We start from the raw sequence: 16,305 nt of genomic DNA on the forward strand, positions 1-16,305 counted from the left end.
GGAACGACGGAGCCGCCGGGTCCCCGTCCGCGTCAGGCGGAACGGGGACGCCGGCGGCGGCGTCGGGTGAGGGCATCATCGCGGTGAGCGACGATAGCGCCTCTCTCAGTGTGCGAGGCGCTGCTCGCCGTCGGTCTCGATGATGTCGACGGCGATGTCGCGGAGCTTGGACTCGTACTCGCGGGCGTGGTGCCCGCAGAAGACGAGGTCGCTGCCGCTGGCGAGCACGACACGCACCTTGGCCAGTGCGCCGCACCGGTCGCAGTGGAAGGGCACGACCAGGTCGTCGGCGGCGGGGGTCGTCGTCAGCGTCTGGGTCATCTGGGTCATCACTCGCTCTCTACCGCACGGACCCGCTGCTGCGGATCGGCCTCCTGCACAGCGCCAGGATGGATCCTCCTGTTCCCGTGCCTCCTGTCACTGCGGGGCGACTCGCCGGGTTCCGGTGAGCCGGTGACCGCTGGGACCGGTGGGGACGGTGTTCAGCAGGGACCTCTGGGTGGTGCCGGTCTGTTGGTGGTGCTGGTTCGTTCCGGGCGCCGGGCTGGTTTCCGGCTGTGGGTCCGCTGCTGTCTCGACGTCGCCCACGCTACGCCGTCTACCCGGCCGGTGCCGCGGTACACCGCGTCGTCCGCCCGGCGGGGTGAGATCGTGACCATCCCGCAACGCGGCCGACACACGCCGACGGCCGGCACCCGTGCGGGGTGCCGGCCGTCAGGTGACGTACTGGAACGGCCCTCCTGCAGGGACCCGCCGCGAGCCTGCGAGCGGTGGGGGGCAGGAGGGTCCTTCCTCAGTCGAGGTAGTCGCGCAGCACCTGGGAGCGGCTGGGGTGGCGCAGCTTCGACATCGTCTTGGACTCGATCTGCCGGATCCGCTCGCGGGTGACCCCGTAGACCTGGCCGATCTCGTCGAGCGTGCGCGGCTGGCCGTCCGTGAGGCCGAACCGCAGCCGGACCACGCCGGCCTCCCGCTCCGACAGCGTCTGCAGCACGCTGGTCAGCTGGTCCTGCATGAGGGTGAAGCTGACCGCGTCGACGGCGACGACCGCCTCGGAGTCCTCGATGAAGTCACCGAGCTGGCTGTCGCCCTCGTCGCCGATGGTCTGGTCGAGGCTGATCGGCTCCCGGGCGTACTGCTGGATCTCCAGCACCTTGTCCGGGGTGATGTCCATCTCCTTGGCCAGCTCCTCCGGGGTGGGCTCGCGGCCCAGGTCCTGGAGCAGCTCGCGCTGGATGCGGCCGAGCTTGTTGATGACCTCGACCATGTGCACCGGGATGCGGATGGTCCGGGCCTGGTCGGCCATCGCGCGGGTGATCGCCTGCCGGATCCACCAGGTGGCGTACGTGGAGAACTTGTAGCCCTTGGTGTAGTCGAACTTCTCGACCGCGCGGATCAGGCCGAGGTTGCCCTCCTGGATGAGGTCCAGGAACGCCATGCCGCGGCCGGTGTAGCGCTTGGCGAGGGAGACCACCAGGCGGAGGTTGGCCTCCAGCAGGTGGTTCTTGGCGCGCTCGCCGTCGCGGATGATCCAGTTGAGGTCGCGGCGCATCTGCGGGGAGAGCTTCTGGCCCTCCTCCTCGACCTGGCGCATGCGCTCGGCGGCGTACAGGCCGGCCTCGATGCGCTTGGCCAGGTCGACCTCCTCCTCGGCGTTGAGGAGGGCGACCTTGCCGATCTGCTTGAGGTAGGCGCGGACCGAGTCGGCCGAGGCGGTGAGCTCGGCGTCCTTGCGGGCCTGCCGCAGCGCCTCAGACTCCTCCTCCTCGTCCCACTCGAAGTCGCCGCCCTCGGCGGTGGCCTCCTCGGCGGCGGGCGCCTCGGCCTCGGCGCCGTCGGGACCGGCGACCACGGTCTCGTCGATCGACAGGCCCTCGGCGCCGGCGTCGACGACCGCCACGGCGGCGTCCCCGGAGGCGACGGCGGTCAGCACGGTGCCCTCACCGGTACCGGGGGAGGGGCTGATGCTCGGCTTGGCGGCTCCCTTCGGCGCGGCCGGCTTGGCCGTCTTCGCCGAGGCGGCCCGCTTGCGTGCGGCGGGCTTGGCCGGCGCGTCGTCGGCGACCCCGACGGTGGCGCTGGCCCGGGGAGACCGGGTGCTCGCGGCGACCGTCTTCGAGCGGGTGCTGCTCGCGGCGGCGTCGTCCGGTGCAGGCTTGTCGGCGGGCACTCAGGATCCTTCCCGTGCTGGGTGCGTTCCCCGGGGGCGGTGTGACTCCCGGGCAGCGGCCCCTGCCGTCGGCCGCGGAGCGGGGGAGGGCCCCAGTGTCCGGCACGGTGTTTCGCCGCTGCTCGGACGGGGGATGACTCCCGGCTGGGTGGTGACGGGCTGGGGCTCTTCCATTGTAGCGACGGGAGCCGGTGTGACCACCGCCTCGAACGGCGCGGGATCGCCCGGAAGGGCGGCGCCGTGCCCCGCTCAGGGCTCGAACCGCTCCGCGGCGGCCAGCGCGGCCCCGACGATGCCGGCGTCGTTCTGGAGCTGGGCGGGCACCACCGGCGTCCGCGTGCTCAGCAGCGGCACCCACTTGTGCGCCTTCTTGCTCACCCCGCCGCCGACGATGATCAGGTCGACCCAGAGCCCCGCCTCGAGCACGTCGAGGTAGCGGTCGACCCGCTTGGCCCACTGGGGGTAGCTGAGGTCCTCGCGCTCGCGGGCGGCCGCCGACGCGCGCTTCTCGCCGTCCTCGCCGTCGACCTGGATGTGCCCGAACTCGGTGTTGGGCACCAGCCGCCCGTCGACGAACAGCGCGCTGCCGATGCCGGTGCCGAAGGTGAGCATGAGGACGACGCCGTCCTGGCCCCGGCCGGCGCCGTAGCGCATCTCGGCCAGCCCGGCGGCGTCGGCGTCGTTGAGGGTCTCGACGGTCCCGGGCACCAGCGCGCTCAGCCCGGCGTCGACGTCGGTGCCGATCCAGGCCTTGTCCATGTTGGCGGCGGTGTGCGCGACGCCCCGCTTCATGACCCCGGGGTAGGTGACGCCGATGCGGCCGGTCCACCCGAAGGACGACACGATGCCCGCGACGACCTCGTAGACCGCCTCCGGCGTCGACGGCTGGGGCGTCTCCACCCGCACCCGCTCGCCCACGAGGGCACCGGCCTCGAGGTCGACCAGGCACCCCTTGATGCCGCTGCCGCCGATGTCCACGCCGAACCCCTGCACGGCGGTCACCCTAGTGACCGGGACCGCACCCCGGGTGGCGGCTCGGGCAGGATCGCCCGGGTGAGTGCCCCGCCGCCCCCCGCCGAGCTGCTCGACCTCGCCGTCGCGACCGCCCGGGAGGCGGCCGACCTGGTCGCCCGCGAGCGCGGGTCGGCCGCGGCCGCCGTCGACGTCAAGAGCAGCCCCACCGACGTCGTCACCGCCGTCGACACCGCCTCCGAGCGGCTGATCACCGGCCGGCTGCTCGCCGCCCGGCCCGACGACGGCCTGCTCGGCGAGGAGGGCGCCGCCCGCGAGGGCACCAGCGGCGTGCGGTGGGTGGTCGACCCCATCGACGGCACCGTCAACTTCCTCTACGGGCTGCGCGGCTACGCCGTGTCCATCGCCGCCCAGGTCGACGGCGTCACGGTGGCCGGCGCGGTGCTCGACGTCCCCACCGGGGAGCTGTTCACCGCCACCGCCGGCGGCGGGGCGTTCCTCTCCACCCCGGCGCGACCGGAGCCGGTGCGGCTGGCCGGCAACCGGCCGGCGTCCCTCGGGCAGACGCTGGTGGCCACCGGGTTCGGCTACCGGGTGGAGCAGCGGCGGGCGCAGGGAGCCGTCGTCGCCCAGCTGCTCCCCGAGGTCCGCGACATCCGCCGGCAGGGCTGCGCGTCGCTGGACCTGTGCTCGGTGGCCGCCGGGCGGGTGGACGCCTACTACGAGCTGGACCTCAAGCCCTGGGACCACGCCGCCGGCGCGCTGGTCGCCGCCGAGGCCGGGCTGGTGGTCACCGGCCTGCCCGGCCGGCCGTTCGCCGAGCCGATGGCGGTCGCCGTCCCGGAGACGGTGGCCGGGCCGCTGCTCGCGCTGCTCGACCGCCTCCACCCGTGAGGTGCTGGAACGGCCCCGTCCGGAGGCTCGCCCCGAGCCTGCGGGGGGGGGGGGGGTCCTTCAGCAGGCGGCCTCGGCGCTGGCGATCGGGGTGAGGGTGGCCGCGACCTGGTCGGCCGTGGCCAGCCCGGTGAACTGCGGGCCGATCACCAGGTCGACGCGGGCGTCGGCGCGGGTGTCCTGGTAGGCGCCGGCGTCGGGGAGGAACAGCGTCAGGTACCGGGCGGCGTCGGTGCCGCGCGCGCCGTGCCGGATCTCGCCCGGGCCGGTCACCTCGCGGTCGGTCGGGTCGTTGGCGACCTCCTCGACGACGAAGCCGCGCGCGGTCAGCTCGCCGGCGACCTCCTGCGCCTTGCCCGCGATGTCCGAGGCGTTGTAGACGCGCACCGTGACCGTGCTCGGGTCCAGCGACGGCGGCGCCGACTCGGCGGTCTCGCACGCCGCGGCCTGCGCCGCGTCGCGGGCGCCCTCGTCGGAGAAGACCTTCCACCACACCCCGAGCGCGCCGAGGGCCAGCACCAGCAGGAAGACCAGCGGCGGCAGGTAGCGACGGTCCTTGCGGGGGCGCACCGGCGGGGTGGCGGTGCTGGTGCTCACGGTCGTCCTCCTCGGCGGCGACCCGGAGGGGTCCGGCGGGCCGCGCCAGGTCGGGTCGCGCGGAGTCTAGGCGGGCCCTCCGGCCTCAGAGGGCACCGTCCTCCAGCGCGGCGCGTCCCAGCTCGACGCAGGGGTCGATGCGGTCGGCGTAGCCGGAGGTGTCCTTGCCGGCCATCGCGCCGGCGGCCGAGCGGGCCACGATGCCGGCGACGATCGCGGCGAACTTGAAGAAGGCGAACCCGACGTACCAGTCGAGGTCGGAGAGGTCCACGCCGCTGCGCTGCGCGTAGCGCTCGGCGATCTCCCGGCGGGTGGGGAAGCCGGGCAGCGTCGTCACCGGGCTGAGCACCGGGCGGGCCTCCCCGGCCTCGGGCCAGTAGACGAACAGCATGCCGATGTCGGTGAGCGGGTCGCCGAGGGTCGACATCTCCCAGTCGAGGACCGCGCGGACGGCGCCGGGACGCTCGGGGTCGAGCAGGCAGTTGTCCAGCCGGTAGTCGCCGTGCACGATCCCGCTCCGCTGGGTGGCGGGCACGGTCTCGGCCAGCCGCTCGGCGAGGGCGTCCATCTGCGGGCGGTCGCGGTCGCGGGTGGCGTCCCACTGCTTGGTCCACCGGCGCACCTGCCGGGCGAGGAAGCCCTCGGGCCGGCCGAAGTCGCCCAGGCCCACGGCCTCGGCGTCGACGGCGTGCAGGTCGGCCAGGACGTCGATCAGCCCGTCGCCGATCCGCCGCCGCAGCTCCGGGGTGTCGGCGTAGCCGGCCGGGATCTCGTTGACCACGTGCAGGCCGACGACCCGCTCCATGACGTAGAACGGCGCGCCCAGCACCCCGGTGTCGGTGCACAGGTGCAGCGTCCGCGGCACCGGGACCGACGTCGGCCCGAGCGCGGAGACGACCTTGTGCTCGCGGACCATGTCGTGGGCGGTGGCCAGCACGGCGCCCGTCGGGGGCCGCCGCAGGATCACCGCGTCGTCGGCCGTGCCCCCGGCCGGGGTGACGACGTAGGTGAGGTTGGACATGCCCGCCGCGATCAGTTCGACGGTCACCTCCTGCCAGCGCTCGTCGTTGAGCACGGAGGCGAGATACGGACCGACGACGGCGGGGTCAGCTCCCACGGGACTCGACACGGGCGGCAGGGTAACCTCCGGCACTCCGCCTCCCGACCGCCCGCCCGGGCCGGTCCCGGCGCCCCGGACGGGCCGTCGTCCGTCCTCGTGTGTCCCGCGCGGACAGGCGGGCACAAACCGGGGCCGCACGGCGTTGGGGGGCTGCCGGTCCCGCACCCAGCCGACCCCGTGGTCGACCGGGAACAGGTCCGGTCCGTGACCAGCGGCCGCCCCCGGGCGGCCGGCCAGGCCGACGGCGGACCCCGCCGCCGTCGGACGAGGCGGGCGCCCCGCGCGTCCGCGAACTACCCCGGAGGAGGGGCACACCCCATGGCCACCGACTACGACGCCCCGCGCCGCAACGAGGCCGACGAGCTCGGCGAGGACTCCCTCGAGGAGCTCAAGGCCCGTCGGGCGGAGGCCCAGTCGGCCTCGGTCGACGTCGACGAGACCGACTTCAACGAGAGCCTCGAGCTGCCCGGCGCGGACCTGTCCAACGAGGAGCTGACCGTCCGCGTGCTGCCGAAGCAGGAGGACGAGTTCACCTGCTCGCGGTGCTTCCTCGTGCAGCACCGCAGCCGGCTCGCCGCCACCCGCGGCGACCAGATGTACTGCCGCGACTGCGCCGCATAAGCAGCACCGCCGCGATGGCCGGACACGGGGGGAGCAGCCGATGACCGATCCGAGGGAGCGCCTCGGCGCGCCCCGCGACGTCCCGCCGCCCCGGCCCGTGCAGGACGCGGCGCGGCCGGGGCCGGACCGGTCGGGGGACGGTCCGGCCTGGCTGTCCGAGGACACCGGCCTGGGGCGGGCGGCCCGCACGGTCGCCGACGCCGTGACCCGGCTGCTCGGCGGGGGCGCCGACGAGGCGCCCGCCCCCGGGCAGCCGGACACCCGGCGGTCGGCCGCCGGCGTCCTCCGCGACGTCATCACCGCCCTGGGCGCCGCCGCGGCCGGCGCCGCCCGCCGTCCGGGATCACCCGGCGAGGGCGGGCCCGACGACGACGAGGCGGGCCGGGGCCCGATCGGCGTGCTCGGCGAGCTGCTCGCCGCCGCCGCGCCCCGGCTGCCCATCCGCGACGCCGCCCGGCTGCGCGCCGCCCACCCCGGGAGGTCGGACGAGGAGATCGCCGACGCCCTCGTCACCCGCTCGGCGCGGCTCACCGCCGCGGTCGGCGCGGCCACCGGCGGGCTCTCCGCGGCCCACTGGTTCATGCCCGGGTCGCTGGTGGCCCTGCCGCTGGAGCTCGGCGCCGAGACCCTGCTCACCGCCGGCGTCGAGGTCGTCCTCCTCGGCGAGCTGCACGAGCTCGCGGGCCGGCCGGCCGGCGGCACCGCCGCCGAGCGCGCCGCCGCCTACCTCTCCAGCTGGACCCAGCAGCGCGCCGTCGAGACCGGCGCGCGGGAGGGCCTGGGCGTCGTCCTCGGCACCGCCGGGTTCCGCGCCCTGCGCCGCCGGCTGTCCCGCCGGATGGCCCGCGGCCTCGGCTCGGCCGCGCCGCTGTTCGTCGGCGCGGCGCTCGGCGGCCGCGGCAACCTCAAGGCCACCGAGACCCTCGCCCGCCGGGTCCGCGCCGACCTGCGCCGCGGTCCGGCCTGAGGTCCCGGCCGGTCCGCCGACCCCGCCCGGGCGCGGTTAGGGTCGCCGTCGTGGCCGACCCCCTCGAGGTCCCCGTCCGGCTGACCGCGGCGGGGGCCACACCCCCGCGCTACGCGCTGCCCGGCGACGCGGGCGCCGACCTCACCATCACCGAGGACGTGCACCTGGCGCCGTTGGAGCGCGCGCTCGTGGGCACCGGCGTGGCCGTGGCCATCCCCGAGGGCTACGCCGGGTTCGTGCACCCGCGCTCGGGCCTCGCCGCCCGGCACGGCCTGAGCCTGGTCAACGCCCCCGGCACCATCGACGCCGGCTACCGCGGCGAGATCAAGGTGAACCTCGTGAACCTCGACCCGGTCACCCCGCTGACGCTGCGCGCCGGCGACCGGGTGGCCCAGCTGGTGGTGCAGCCGGTCGTCACGGCCCGCTTCGTGCCGGTCGAGGTGCTGCCGGAGAGCGTCCGCGGCGAGGGCGGGCACGGGTCCACCGGGGCGGGACAGGAGGCCTGAGATGCCCTTCGGACGACGGCGCAACCGGATCGACCGCAGCCTGCGCGAGCGCGGTGTCCCGCCCGAGCCCCAGCACCGCGAGCGCGACGTCGAGGAGACCACCGGCCCCTACGACGAGGCCGACGCCCCCGACGACGGCGCGCCCCGCGTCGACCTCGGCTCACTCCGGCTGCCCGCCGTCCCCGGGACCGAGCTGCGGGTGGACCTCAACCAGCAGCAGAAGGTCATCGGCGCGACCCTGCGCTACGGCGACTCGCTGCTGCAGCTGTCCGCCTTCGCCGCGCCCCGCGCCGCCGGCATCTGGGACGACGTCCGCGCCGAGCTCGCCCGCAGCGCCTCCGGTCAGGGCGGGCGGCTGCAGGAGACCGAGGGCCCGTTCGGCCCCGAGCTGGCCGGCACCGTCGTGGTGACCCCGCCGGCCCAGCCCGGCGGCCCCCCGCCGAAGCCGGTGCGCCGCGCCGCGCGCTTCCTCGGCGTCGACGGTCCCCGCTGGTTCCTCCGCGGGATGATCAGCGGCCCGGCCGCCGAGTCGCCCGAGGCGGCGGCGGTGCTCGAGGACGTCTTCCGCAAGGTGGTCGTGGTCCGGGGCACCTCGCCGATGCCGGTGCGCGAGCAGCTGCCGCTCACCCTCCCGCCGCAGGCCGCCGCGCAGCTGGCCCGCCAGCAGCAGGCCGGGCAGCAGCCGGGCCGCCCGCCGGCCCCGCCGCGGCCGACCGCGTGACCCCCGCCGTCGTCGCCTACGGCCCGCACCCCGACCAGTTCCTCGAGCTGTCCCTGCCGGAGCGGCAGGACCCGGCGCCCGTCGTCGTCGTGCTGCACGGCGGGTTCTGGCGGGCCGCGTACGGCATCGAGCTGGCCCGCCCGCTGGCCGCGGACCTCGCCGCGGCCGGGTACGCCGCCGTCGCCGTGGAGTACCGGCGGGTCGGCAGCGGCGGTGGGTGGCCGGCCACCCTGGAGGACGTCGCCGCGGCGCTCGACGCGCTCCCGGACCTCGCGGACGCCGGCCGGCTGGACCTCGGCTCGCTCACCGCCGTCGGGCACTCCGCCGGGGGGCACCTGGCCGCGTGGGCCGCCGGGCGGGGGCGGCTGCCGGCCGGCGCGCCCGGCGCCGCGCCGCGGGTGCGGGTGACCGCGGCGGTGCTGCAGGCCGGGGTCGTGGACCTGGGCAGCGCGGCGGAGCAGCGCCTGGGCCGCAGCGCCGTCCAGGAGTTCCTCGGCGGGGAGCCGGGGGAGGTGCCCGGCCGCTACGCGGTTGCCGACCCGGTCGGGCTGCTGCCCACCGGCGCCGAGGTGCTGTGCGTGCACGGCACCGACGACGACGTCGTGCCGCCCGAGCAGTCGCGGCGGTACGCGGCGGCGGCCGCGGACGCCGGCGACCGGGTGACGGTGTGCACCGTCCCGGGCGGTCACCGGGTGCCCATCGACCCGGCGGGGAAGGCCTGGGCGGTGGTCCGCGCGTGGCTGGGGGAACGCACCGCCGGCCGGGTGGGCAGCACTACCCTGGAACCGTGACACAGACCCGTCCCGGCGGCTGGCTCGCGCGCACCCTGCAGCGGCTGACCGCCGACGACTCCACCATCGACGCGCAGGAGCTGCGCGAGGAGTCCGACCGCGCCGGCTGCGAGCCGGTGAGCGCCTGCCGCAAGGGGGCGGTGGTGACCGTGACCGGCCGGCTCAAGTCGGTCGTCTACACCCCGCGCGAGACGGTCCCCACCCTGGAGGCGGAGCTGTTCGACGGCTCCGGCTCGGTCACCCTGGTCTGGCTGGGCCGCCGGCGCATCCCGGGCATCGAGCCCGGCCGGACGCTGACCGCCCGCGGCCGGTTCGCCAACTTCGACGGTCGCAAGGTCATCTACAACCCCTGGTACGAGCTGAGCGCGGGGTGATCCCGGCGGCCGACGACGACGGCCGGCGCGATCCCGGGGGAGCAGCACCGCACCAGGAGCCCACGCACGCGGACGGCACCAGGACCGAGGACACGGGCCGAGGGGTCACCTTCGACCGGCACGTGGTGCTGGAGCAGCTCGGCGGCTGGCGCGGCATGGTCGACGCGACCCTGCCCACGCTGGCCTTCATCGTGGCCAACGCGATCGGCGACCTGCGCACCGGGATCTGGGCCGCGATCGGCGCCGCCGTGCTGATCCTGCTCGTCCGGCTGGTCCGGCGGGAGAGCGTGCAGCAGGCGTTCAGCGGCCTGTTCGGCGTCGCGGTGGCGGTCGCCATCGCCGCCGCCTCGGGGCAGGCGCGCAACTACTTCGTGCCGGGCATCATCCGCAACGCCGTCATCGGCGTGGTGCTGCTGGGCTCGGTGCCGCTGCGCTGGCCGCTGGTCGGCGTGGTCGCCGAGTGGCTCGCGCCGAGCCACCTGGGGTCGATGGCCGCGCACTCGCTGCCCGGCCTGCGCCGCCGCGTCGACAGTGCCCGCGCCCGGCTGCACCACCAGCCGCCTCCGCCCCCGCCGGAGCCCGCGCCCGCGCAGTCGGGGCGCCCGGTCGACCCGGAGCCCGAGCGGCACTGGCGCGACGACCCGCGGATGGTGCGCGCCTACGGCTGGCTGACCGTCGTCTGGGCGCTGACGTTCCTGCTGCGCGTCGCCGTCCAGACGCCGCTCTACCTCGCCGACGAGGAGGACCTGCTCGGCGTCGCCTCGCTCGTCCTCGGCCTGCCGGTGACCGCCGCCGCCCTCGCGCTCACGCTCTGGGTCGTCGCGCGGCTGCACCGCCACCGCGTGGAGACGGTGGAAGGACCTCGTCCTCCCCACCCTTCGCAGGCTCAGGGCGGGCCCCGGGACGAGGCCGGTTAGAGGGCGGTCGGCGAGAGGACCTGCTGCAGCTGTTCCTCGACGTCGGCGTGCGTGACGAACAGCAGCTCGTCGCCCACCTCGAGCGGCTCGTCGGGGGTGGGCGTGATGACCCGGTCGCCGCGCAGCATCGCCGTCAGCACCGTCTCGCGCGGCAGCGGCACCTCGCGCAGCGGCCGGCCGGCCCACGGGGTGTTCTCGGCGAGGGTGATCTCGACCAGGTTGGCCGCGCCCTTGCGGAAGCTCATCAGCCGGACGACGTCGCCGACGGTCACCGCCTCCTCGACCAGCGCGGCGAGCACCCGCGGGGTGGAGACGGCGACGTCGACGCCCCACGCCTCGGTGTAGAGCCACTCGTTGCGCGGGTCCTTGACCCGGGCGACGACGCGGTTGACCGCGAACTCGGTCTTGGCCAGCAGCGAGACGACGAGGTTGGCCTTGTCGTCGCCGGTGGCCGCGACGACGACGTCGCAGGTGGCCAGCTGGGCCTCCTCGAGCGAGGAGACCTCGCAGGCGTCGGCCTGGACCCACTCCGCGCCCGGCACCGCGCGGGTGCGGACCTTGCGGCCGTCCTTCTCGATGAGCATCACGGTGTGCCCGTTGTTGAGCAGCTCCCCGGCGATGGAGCGGCCGACCGCCCCGGCGCCCACGATGGCCACGCGCATCAGGCCCTGCCCCCCTCGGGGTGCTCGACCGTCTGGTGCACGCGGTCGGAGATCTCGTCGGTGGCCGCGACGACGAGCTGGTCGCCGTCCTGCAGCACGGTGGACGGGGTGGGCAGCTGCGCCTCCCCGAAGCGGACCAGCCAGGCGGCCCGGGCGCCGGAGGCGGCCTCGAGCTCGGAGAGCTTGCGGCCCACCCAGCCGTCGGTGACGGTGACCCGCATCAGCAGCACCCGGCCGGTGGGCTCCCGCCAGATCTCGCTGACCTTCACCGACAGCAGCTCGCGCAGCAGCCGGTTCACCGTCCACGGCACGGTCGCGACGCTCGGGATGCCCATCCGCTCGAACACCTCGGCGCGCTTGGAGTCGTAGATCCGGGCGACGACGTGCTGGACGCCGAAGGTCTCCCGCGCCACGCGCGCGCTGATGATGTTCGAGTTGTCGCCGCTGCTGACCGCGGCGAACGCGCCGGCGGAGTCGATGCCGGCGTCGAGCAGCACCTGCCGGTCGAAGCCCAGGCCGGTCACCTGCCGGCCGGTGAACTCGGGCCCGAGCCGGCGGAAGGCCTCCGGGTCCTGGTCGATCACCGCGACGCTGTGGCCGATCTGCTCCAGCCGTCGCGCGATGGCCGAGCCGACACGGCCGCAGCCCATGACGACCACGTGCACGTGTCGCTCCTGATGCCTCGCACGGGCGCCGTCCGCCCGCGGTCCAGGGCGCGAAGCTACACCCGTCCGCGGGCGGTCCGGGGGTGCGCCCGGATCACGTGCCCCGTCCGGGCGGGGCGCGCGGCGCGGGGCGGCACCGGGTGCCCCCGCGTCCGTACCATCGCCGCCGTGCCCAAGCTGTCCGACCTCGGACAACTCCCCAAACGGCTCGTCGTGGGCCGGCCGGTCCGCAGCGACCGCGCAGGGGAGTCCCTGCTCCCGAAGTCCCTGGCCCTGCCGATCTTCGCCAGCGACCCGCTCTCCTCCGTGGCCTACGCGACCCAGGAGATCCTGATCGTCCTGACGCTGGCCGGCACCGCGTTCCTGTTCCTCGCGCCGTGGCTGGCCGTCGTCGTCGTGCTGCTGCTGGCGACCGTCGTGCTGTCCTACCGCCAGGTGGTGCACGCCTACCCCTCGGGCGGCGGCGACTACGAGGTCGCGATGAAGAACCACGGCCACTTCGCCGGGCTCACCGTCGCCAGCGCGCTGCTGGTCGACTACGTGCTCACCGTGGCCGTGTCCGTGTCGGCGGGCACCGACAACATCATCTCGGCGTTCCCCGCGCTCAACGAGCACCGCGTGCTCATCGCCGTCGGCCTGGTCGCGTTGCTGGCCGCGGCCAACCTGCGCGGGGTGCGGGAGTCGGGCAAGACGTTCGCCGTCCCGACGTACCTGTTCGTCGCCGGGATCATGGTCATGATCGTCACCGGGCTGATCCGCGACCTCTTCACCGACTCGCCGGTCATCGCCGAGAGCGCCGGCTGGTCGGTCGTGCCCGAGGCGGGCTACGACGACCTGGGCGGCGTCGCGCTGGTGTTCTTCGCGCTGCGCGCCTTCGCCTCCGGGTGCACCGCGCTGACCGGGGTCGAGGCCATCGCCAACGGCGTCCCCGCGTTCCGCCCGCCGAAGTCGAGGAACGCCGCGACGACGCTGGCGCTCATGGGCGGGATCGCCGCGACGATGTTCGCCGGCGTCACCGCGCTCGCCCTGTTCGGCGACGTCCGCTACGCCGAGAACACCTGCGACCTCGTCGGCTTCCCGGGGAACTGCGAGACCGACCCCCAGCGCACGGTCATCGCCCAGCTCGCCGCGGCCACCTTCGGCGGCGACCAGTCGGTCGGCTTCTTCTACATCCAGGCGGCCACCGCGCTGGTCCTCATCCTCGCCGCCAACACCGCCTTCAACGGGTTCCCGCTGCTGGGCTCGGTGCTCGCGCAGGACCGGTTCCTGCCCCGCCAGCTGCACACCCGCGGCGACAAGCTGGTCTACAGCAACGGCATCCTGCTGCTGGCCGGCTTCGCGGCGCTGCTCATCCTGGCCTTCGACGCCGACCCGAACCGGCTGATCCAGATGTACATCGTCGGGGTCTTCACCAGCTTCTCGATCGGCCAGTGGGGCATGGTCCGGCACTGGAACCGGGAGATCCGGCTGTCCAGCGACGCGGCCGAGAAGCGGCGGATGCGCCGCTCGCAGGTGATCAACACCATCGGCGGCAGCCTGACCACCGTCGTGCTGCTGATCATCGTGATCACGAAGTTCACCCGCGGCGCCTACCTGGTCATCCTCGTGATGCCGGTGCTGTTCGTGCTCATGAAGGCGATCAACCGGCACTACTCGCACGTGGCCGAGCAGCTGGTGCCCGACACCGACGCCCGCCTGCTGCCCAGCAAGGTGCACGCGATCGTGCTGGTGTCCAAGGTGCACAAGCCGACGCTGCGGGCGCTGGCCTTCGCCCGCGCCACCCGGCCCGACGTGCTGACCGCGCTGACGGTCAACGTGGACCCGGGGGACACCCGCTCGCTGCAGGCGGACTGGGAGCGCTACGACGTCCCGGTCCCGCTGACCGTGGTGGAGTCGCCGTACCGGGAGATCACCCGGCCGGTGGTCGACTACGTCAAGGGCATCCGGCGGGACAGCCCGCGGGAGCTGGTCATCGTGTTCGTGCCGCAGTACGTCGTCGGCCACTGGTGGGAGAACGTGCTGCACAACCAGAGCGCGCTGCGGCTGCGCGCCCGGCTGCAGTTCCAGCCCGGCGTCATGATCACCACGGTGCCGTGGCAGCTGGAGAGCTCCATCGGCCGCGGGGACGAGGACGACCGGCGTGCCGGCCCCATGCCCGGCGACCTGCGCCGCGGCCTCACCGACGACCAGGTGGAGGCCACCCCCTATGGCTGACCGGCGGCGCCGTCCGGCGGCCCGCGCGGCGCGGCCGCCCCGGCCCGACCGGGGGGCGGGGTGGACCGGCCGGGAGTTCGAGGTGACCGTCGGCCCGGTGGCGCACGGCGGGCACTGCGTGGCCCGGCACGAGGGCCGGGTGGTGTTCGTCCGGCACGCGCTGCCCGGTGAGCGGGTGGTCGTCCGGGTCACCGAGGACCGGCAGCCCGGCTACTGCCGCGCCGACGCCGTCGAGGTGCTCGAGGCGGCGCCCGACCGGGTGGAGCGGCCCTGCCCGCACAGCGGCCCGGGGCGCTGCGGCGGCTGCGACTGGCAGCACGTCTCCTGGGAGGGGCAGCGGCGGCTCAAGGCCGACGTCGTCCGCGAGCAGCTCACCCGGCTCGGCGGGGTGGACGCCGCCGACCCGGCGCTGGCCGGTCTCGCCGTCGAGGCGCTGCCCGGCGGGCCGCTGCGCTGGCGGTCGCGGGCGCGGTTCGCCGTCGGCCGGGACGGGGTGCCCGGGCTGCGCCGGCACCGCTCGCACGACGTGCACGTCCTCGACGACTGCCCGATCACCGTGGAGCCCGCCGCGCGGGCGGTGCTGTCGCGGCGCTGGCCCGGCGCCGGTGCGGTGGACGTCGCCGTCGACTCCGCGGGCACGGTCACCACCACGCGGCTGGACCGCCGCGGCGTGCCCACGTCGACCCGCGTGCTGCGGGCCGGCGAGGACGTCCCCGCCGAGCCGGCCGGGCGCGCCGGGCGCCACGCCGCCGGGCGGGACTGGGAGGTCGAGGGCACCGGCTTCTGGCAGGTGCACGAGTCGGCCGCCGACGCGCTCGTGGGCGCGGTGTCCGCGCTGGCCGGCGTGCGGCCGGGGGAGACCGTGCTCGACCTGTACGCCGGCGCCGGCCTGTTCGGCGGCGCGCTGGCGCCCGGGGTGGGGGAGTCCGGGCGGGTGGTGTGCGTGGAGGCCGACGCCGACGCGTGCGCCGCCGCGGAGGTCAACCTGGGCGACCTGCCGCAGGCCGAGGTGTGGCAGGGCGAGGTGGACGCCGAGGGGCTCACCGGTCTGCTGGAGGAGCTCGGCGGCGCGCCCGACGTCGTGGTGCTCGACCCGCCGCGCGCCGGGGCGGGCGCCGCGGTGAGCCGGGTGCTGGCCGGGACCGGGGCGCGCGCCGTCGTCTACGTCGCCTGCGACCCGGCGTCCCTGGGCCGCGACGTCGCCGCCTTCACCGGCGCCGGGTACCGCCTGGCCGCCCTGCGCGCCTTCGACGCCTTCCCGATGACGGCCCACGTGGAGTGCGTCGCCCTGCTCGTGCCCACCGCCTGACCGGCTGACCCGGCACCCGGTCCGGGGCCTTCGTTACGGTGCTCTCCGTGACCACCTGGGAGTACGCCTCGGTCATCACGGCCAACGACGCCGAGTCGCAGCGCGCGGGGGTGAGCGTCAAGCTCCCCGGCGGCGGGCTCGAGCGGCAGCAGGGGGACACCAGCTCGGTGCTCAACCGGCTCGGCGGCGAGGGGTGGGAGCTGGTCAGCTACCACTCCAGCGGAGCGGGCACCTGGGGCTTCGAGCAGTTCTGGCTCAAGCGCCAGAGGGACTGACGCACGCCCTCCACGAGTCGGGGGCCATCCAGGTACACCGGTCGCGCCGGCGTCGGTGATCACGAGCGGGTGACGACGGCACGTCTGGGGTCGAACACGTGTTCGACCTCCGGCAGGATGCCGGACGTGGGTGTGAGCGTGCCTCCGGGCTGGCCGGAGCAGGTGCGGCCCCCGGGGGCCCCCGACTGGGAGCACACAGCGGTGGCCTGGCTGTTCGACCTCGTCCCGCCCGACTACCGCGCCCACGAGGTACTGCGCCGCTACCCGCTGCTGCTCGCGCGGTTCGCCGGCGACCACGTCGCGGCCGGCCTCGAGGCGGCGCGGGCGGGCTGGCGCACGGTCCGCGTCGAGCTGGCCGACCACCTGCCGCCGGACGCCATCGAGGCCGCCGTCACCGCCTACGAGCGGGAGGGCGCCCGGCTGGCCGCGGCGGCGCGCGGCGTCGAGGTGGTCGCCGGGGCGCTGCGCGGCGAGGTCTGGGTCCCCCGCCTGTAGTAGTGGCACCCGGGGGCCCGGTCGTCGTCCGCGGG

At 75.6% G+C, this 16,305-nt stretch carries 19 protein-coding genes; 12 read left to right on the forward strand and 7 right to left on the reverse strand.

Annotated features, from left to right (window positions below):
* Positions 1–105 precede the first annotated feature (105 nt).
* The 3 genes from ACI79B_RS09245 to ppgK form a co-directional block, all read right to left on the reverse strand.
* Positions 106–330, reverse strand: a complete 225-nt coding sequence (locus ACI79B_RS09245) for a DUF7455 domain-containing protein (RefSeq protein WP_143108228.1) — start codon at positions 328–330, stop codon at positions 106–108.
* A gap of 463 nt (positions 331–793) precedes the next feature.
* Positions 794–2,170: an RNA polymerase sigma factor gene (locus tag ACI79B_RS09250; protein WP_456928669.1), complete on the reverse strand. Its 1,377-nt coding sequence runs from the start codon at positions 2,168–2,170 to the stop codon at positions 794–796.
* 249 nt (positions 2,171–2,419) lie between these two features.
* On the reverse strand, positions 2,420–3,172 hold the full coding sequence (ppgK, locus tag ACI79B_RS09255; RefSeq protein WP_456928668.1) for a polyphosphate--glucose phosphotransferase: 753 nt from the start codon (positions 3,170–3,172) through the stop codon (positions 2,420–2,422).
* 51 nt (positions 3,173–3,223) lie between these two features.
* Here ppgK and ACI79B_RS09260 point away from each other — a divergent pair, with 51 nt between their 5' ends.
* Entirely contained in the window at positions 3,224–4,036 is an 813-nt protein-coding gene (locus tag ACI79B_RS09260; protein WP_456928667.1) for an inositol monophosphatase family protein, read from the forward strand.
* Between the two features lie 60 nt (positions 4,037–4,096).
* On the opposite strand, the gene ACI79B_RS09265 is transcribed toward ACI79B_RS09260, so the two are convergent.
* Positions 4,097–4,633 carry a LytR C-terminal domain-containing protein gene (locus ACI79B_RS09265; protein ID WP_456928666.1) on the reverse strand — a complete coding sequence of 179 codons (537 nt, stop codon included), beginning with the start codon at positions 4,631–4,633 and terminating at the stop codon, positions 4,097–4,099.
* 85 nt (positions 4,634–4,718) lie between these two features.
* Positions 4,719–5,762: a phosphotransferase family protein gene (locus ACI79B_RS09270; RefSeq protein ID WP_456928665.1), complete on the reverse strand. Its 1,044-nt coding sequence runs from the start codon at positions 5,760–5,762 to the stop codon at positions 4,719–4,721.
* A 309-nt stretch (positions 5,763–6,071) separates the two neighbouring features.
* Between ACI79B_RS09270 and ACI79B_RS09275 the strand changes: the two genes are divergently transcribed.
* From ACI79B_RS09275 to ACI79B_RS09305, 7 genes are read left to right on the forward strand one after another with little or no spacing between them, the layout of a single operon-like run.
* Positions 6,072–6,374: a DUF4193 domain-containing protein gene (locus tag ACI79B_RS09275; protein WP_204693870.1), complete on the forward strand. Its 303-nt coding sequence runs from the start codon at positions 6,072–6,074 to the stop codon at positions 6,372–6,374.
* A gap of 40 nt (positions 6,375–6,414) precedes the next feature.
* The gene (locus tag ACI79B_RS09280) at positions 6,415–7,341 is read left to right on the forward strand and encodes a hypothetical protein (protein ID WP_456928664.1); all 927 of its coding nucleotides are present in this window, start codon (positions 6,415–6,417) and stop codon (positions 7,339–7,341) included.
* A 50-nt stretch (positions 7,342–7,391) separates the two neighbouring features.
* Positions 7,392–7,847: a dUTP diphosphatase gene (gene dut / locus ACI79B_RS09285; protein ID WP_456928663.1), complete on the forward strand. Its 456-nt coding sequence runs from the start codon at positions 7,392–7,394 to the stop codon at positions 7,845–7,847.
* Between the two features lies 1 nt (position 7,848).
* Complete coding sequence (locus ACI79B_RS09290; RefSeq protein WP_456928662.1) at positions 7,849–8,568, forward strand: DUF3710 domain-containing protein; 720 nt, start codon at positions 7,849–7,851, stop codon at positions 8,566–8,568.
* Complete coding sequence (locus ACI79B_RS09295; RefSeq protein ID WP_456928661.1) at positions 8,565–9,359, forward strand: alpha/beta hydrolase family protein; 795 nt, start codon at positions 8,565–8,567, stop codon at positions 9,357–9,359. Before ACI79B_RS09290 ends, ACI79B_RS09295 begins: the two co-directional genes overlap by 4 nt.
* Positions 9,356–9,733 (forward strand): OB-fold nucleic acid binding domain-containing protein, encoded by a 378-nt coding sequence (locus ACI79B_RS09300; RefSeq protein WP_456928660.1) that lies wholly within the window; start codon positions 9,356–9,358, stop codon positions 9,731–9,733. The genes ACI79B_RS09295 and ACI79B_RS09300 overlap by 4 nt, the downstream gene beginning before the upstream one ends.
* A complete protein-coding gene (locus ACI79B_RS09305; RefSeq protein WP_456928659.1) occupies positions 9,730–10,650 on the forward strand; it encodes a DUF3159 domain-containing protein in 921 nt (306 codons plus the stop codon). Before ACI79B_RS09300 ends, ACI79B_RS09305 begins: the two co-directional genes overlap by 4 nt.
* Here the strand turns inward: ACI79B_RS09305 and ACI79B_RS09310 are convergent.
* Positions 10,647–11,312, reverse strand: coding sequence for a potassium channel family protein (locus tag ACI79B_RS09310; RefSeq protein WP_387990860.1), 666 nt, complete (start codon positions 11,310–11,312; stop codon positions 10,647–10,649). The genes ACI79B_RS09305 and ACI79B_RS09310 overlap by 4 nt on opposite strands.
* Positions 11,312–11,977 (reverse strand): potassium channel family protein, encoded by a 666-nt coding sequence (locus ACI79B_RS09315; protein WP_456928658.1) that lies wholly within the window; start codon positions 11,975–11,977, stop codon positions 11,312–11,314. The genes ACI79B_RS09310 and ACI79B_RS09315 overlap by 1 nt, the downstream gene beginning before the upstream one ends.
* Positions 11,978–12,145: 168 nt before the next feature.
* Between ACI79B_RS09315 and ACI79B_RS09320 the strand changes: the two genes are divergently transcribed.
* From ACI79B_RS09320 to ACI79B_RS09335, 4 genes are all read left to right on the forward strand, one after another.
* A complete protein-coding gene (locus ACI79B_RS09320) occupies positions 12,146–14,191 on the forward strand; it encodes an APC family permease (RefSeq protein ID WP_456928657.1) in 2,046 nt (681 codons plus the stop codon).
* The gene (locus ACI79B_RS09325; RefSeq protein ID WP_456928656.1) at positions 14,184–15,500 is read left to right on the forward strand and encodes a class I SAM-dependent RNA methyltransferase; all 1,317 of its coding nucleotides are present in this window, start codon (positions 14,184–14,186) and stop codon (positions 15,498–15,500) included. The genes ACI79B_RS09320 and ACI79B_RS09325 overlap by 8 nt, the downstream gene beginning before the upstream one ends.
* Positions 15,501–15,547: 47 nt before the next feature.
* Positions 15,548–15,775, forward strand: coding sequence for a DUF4177 domain-containing protein (locus ACI79B_RS09330; protein ID WP_456928655.1), 228 nt, complete (start codon positions 15,548–15,550; stop codon positions 15,773–15,775).
* 132 nt (positions 15,776–15,907) lie between these two features.
* Positions 15,908–16,270, forward strand: a complete 363-nt coding sequence (locus ACI79B_RS09335) for a hypothetical protein (protein ID WP_456928654.1) — start codon at positions 15,908–15,910, stop codon at positions 16,268–16,270.
* Positions 16,271–16,305 lie beyond the last annotated feature (35 nt).

The sequence above is a fragment of the Geodermatophilus sp. SYSU D00879 genome (assembly GCF_054050375.1).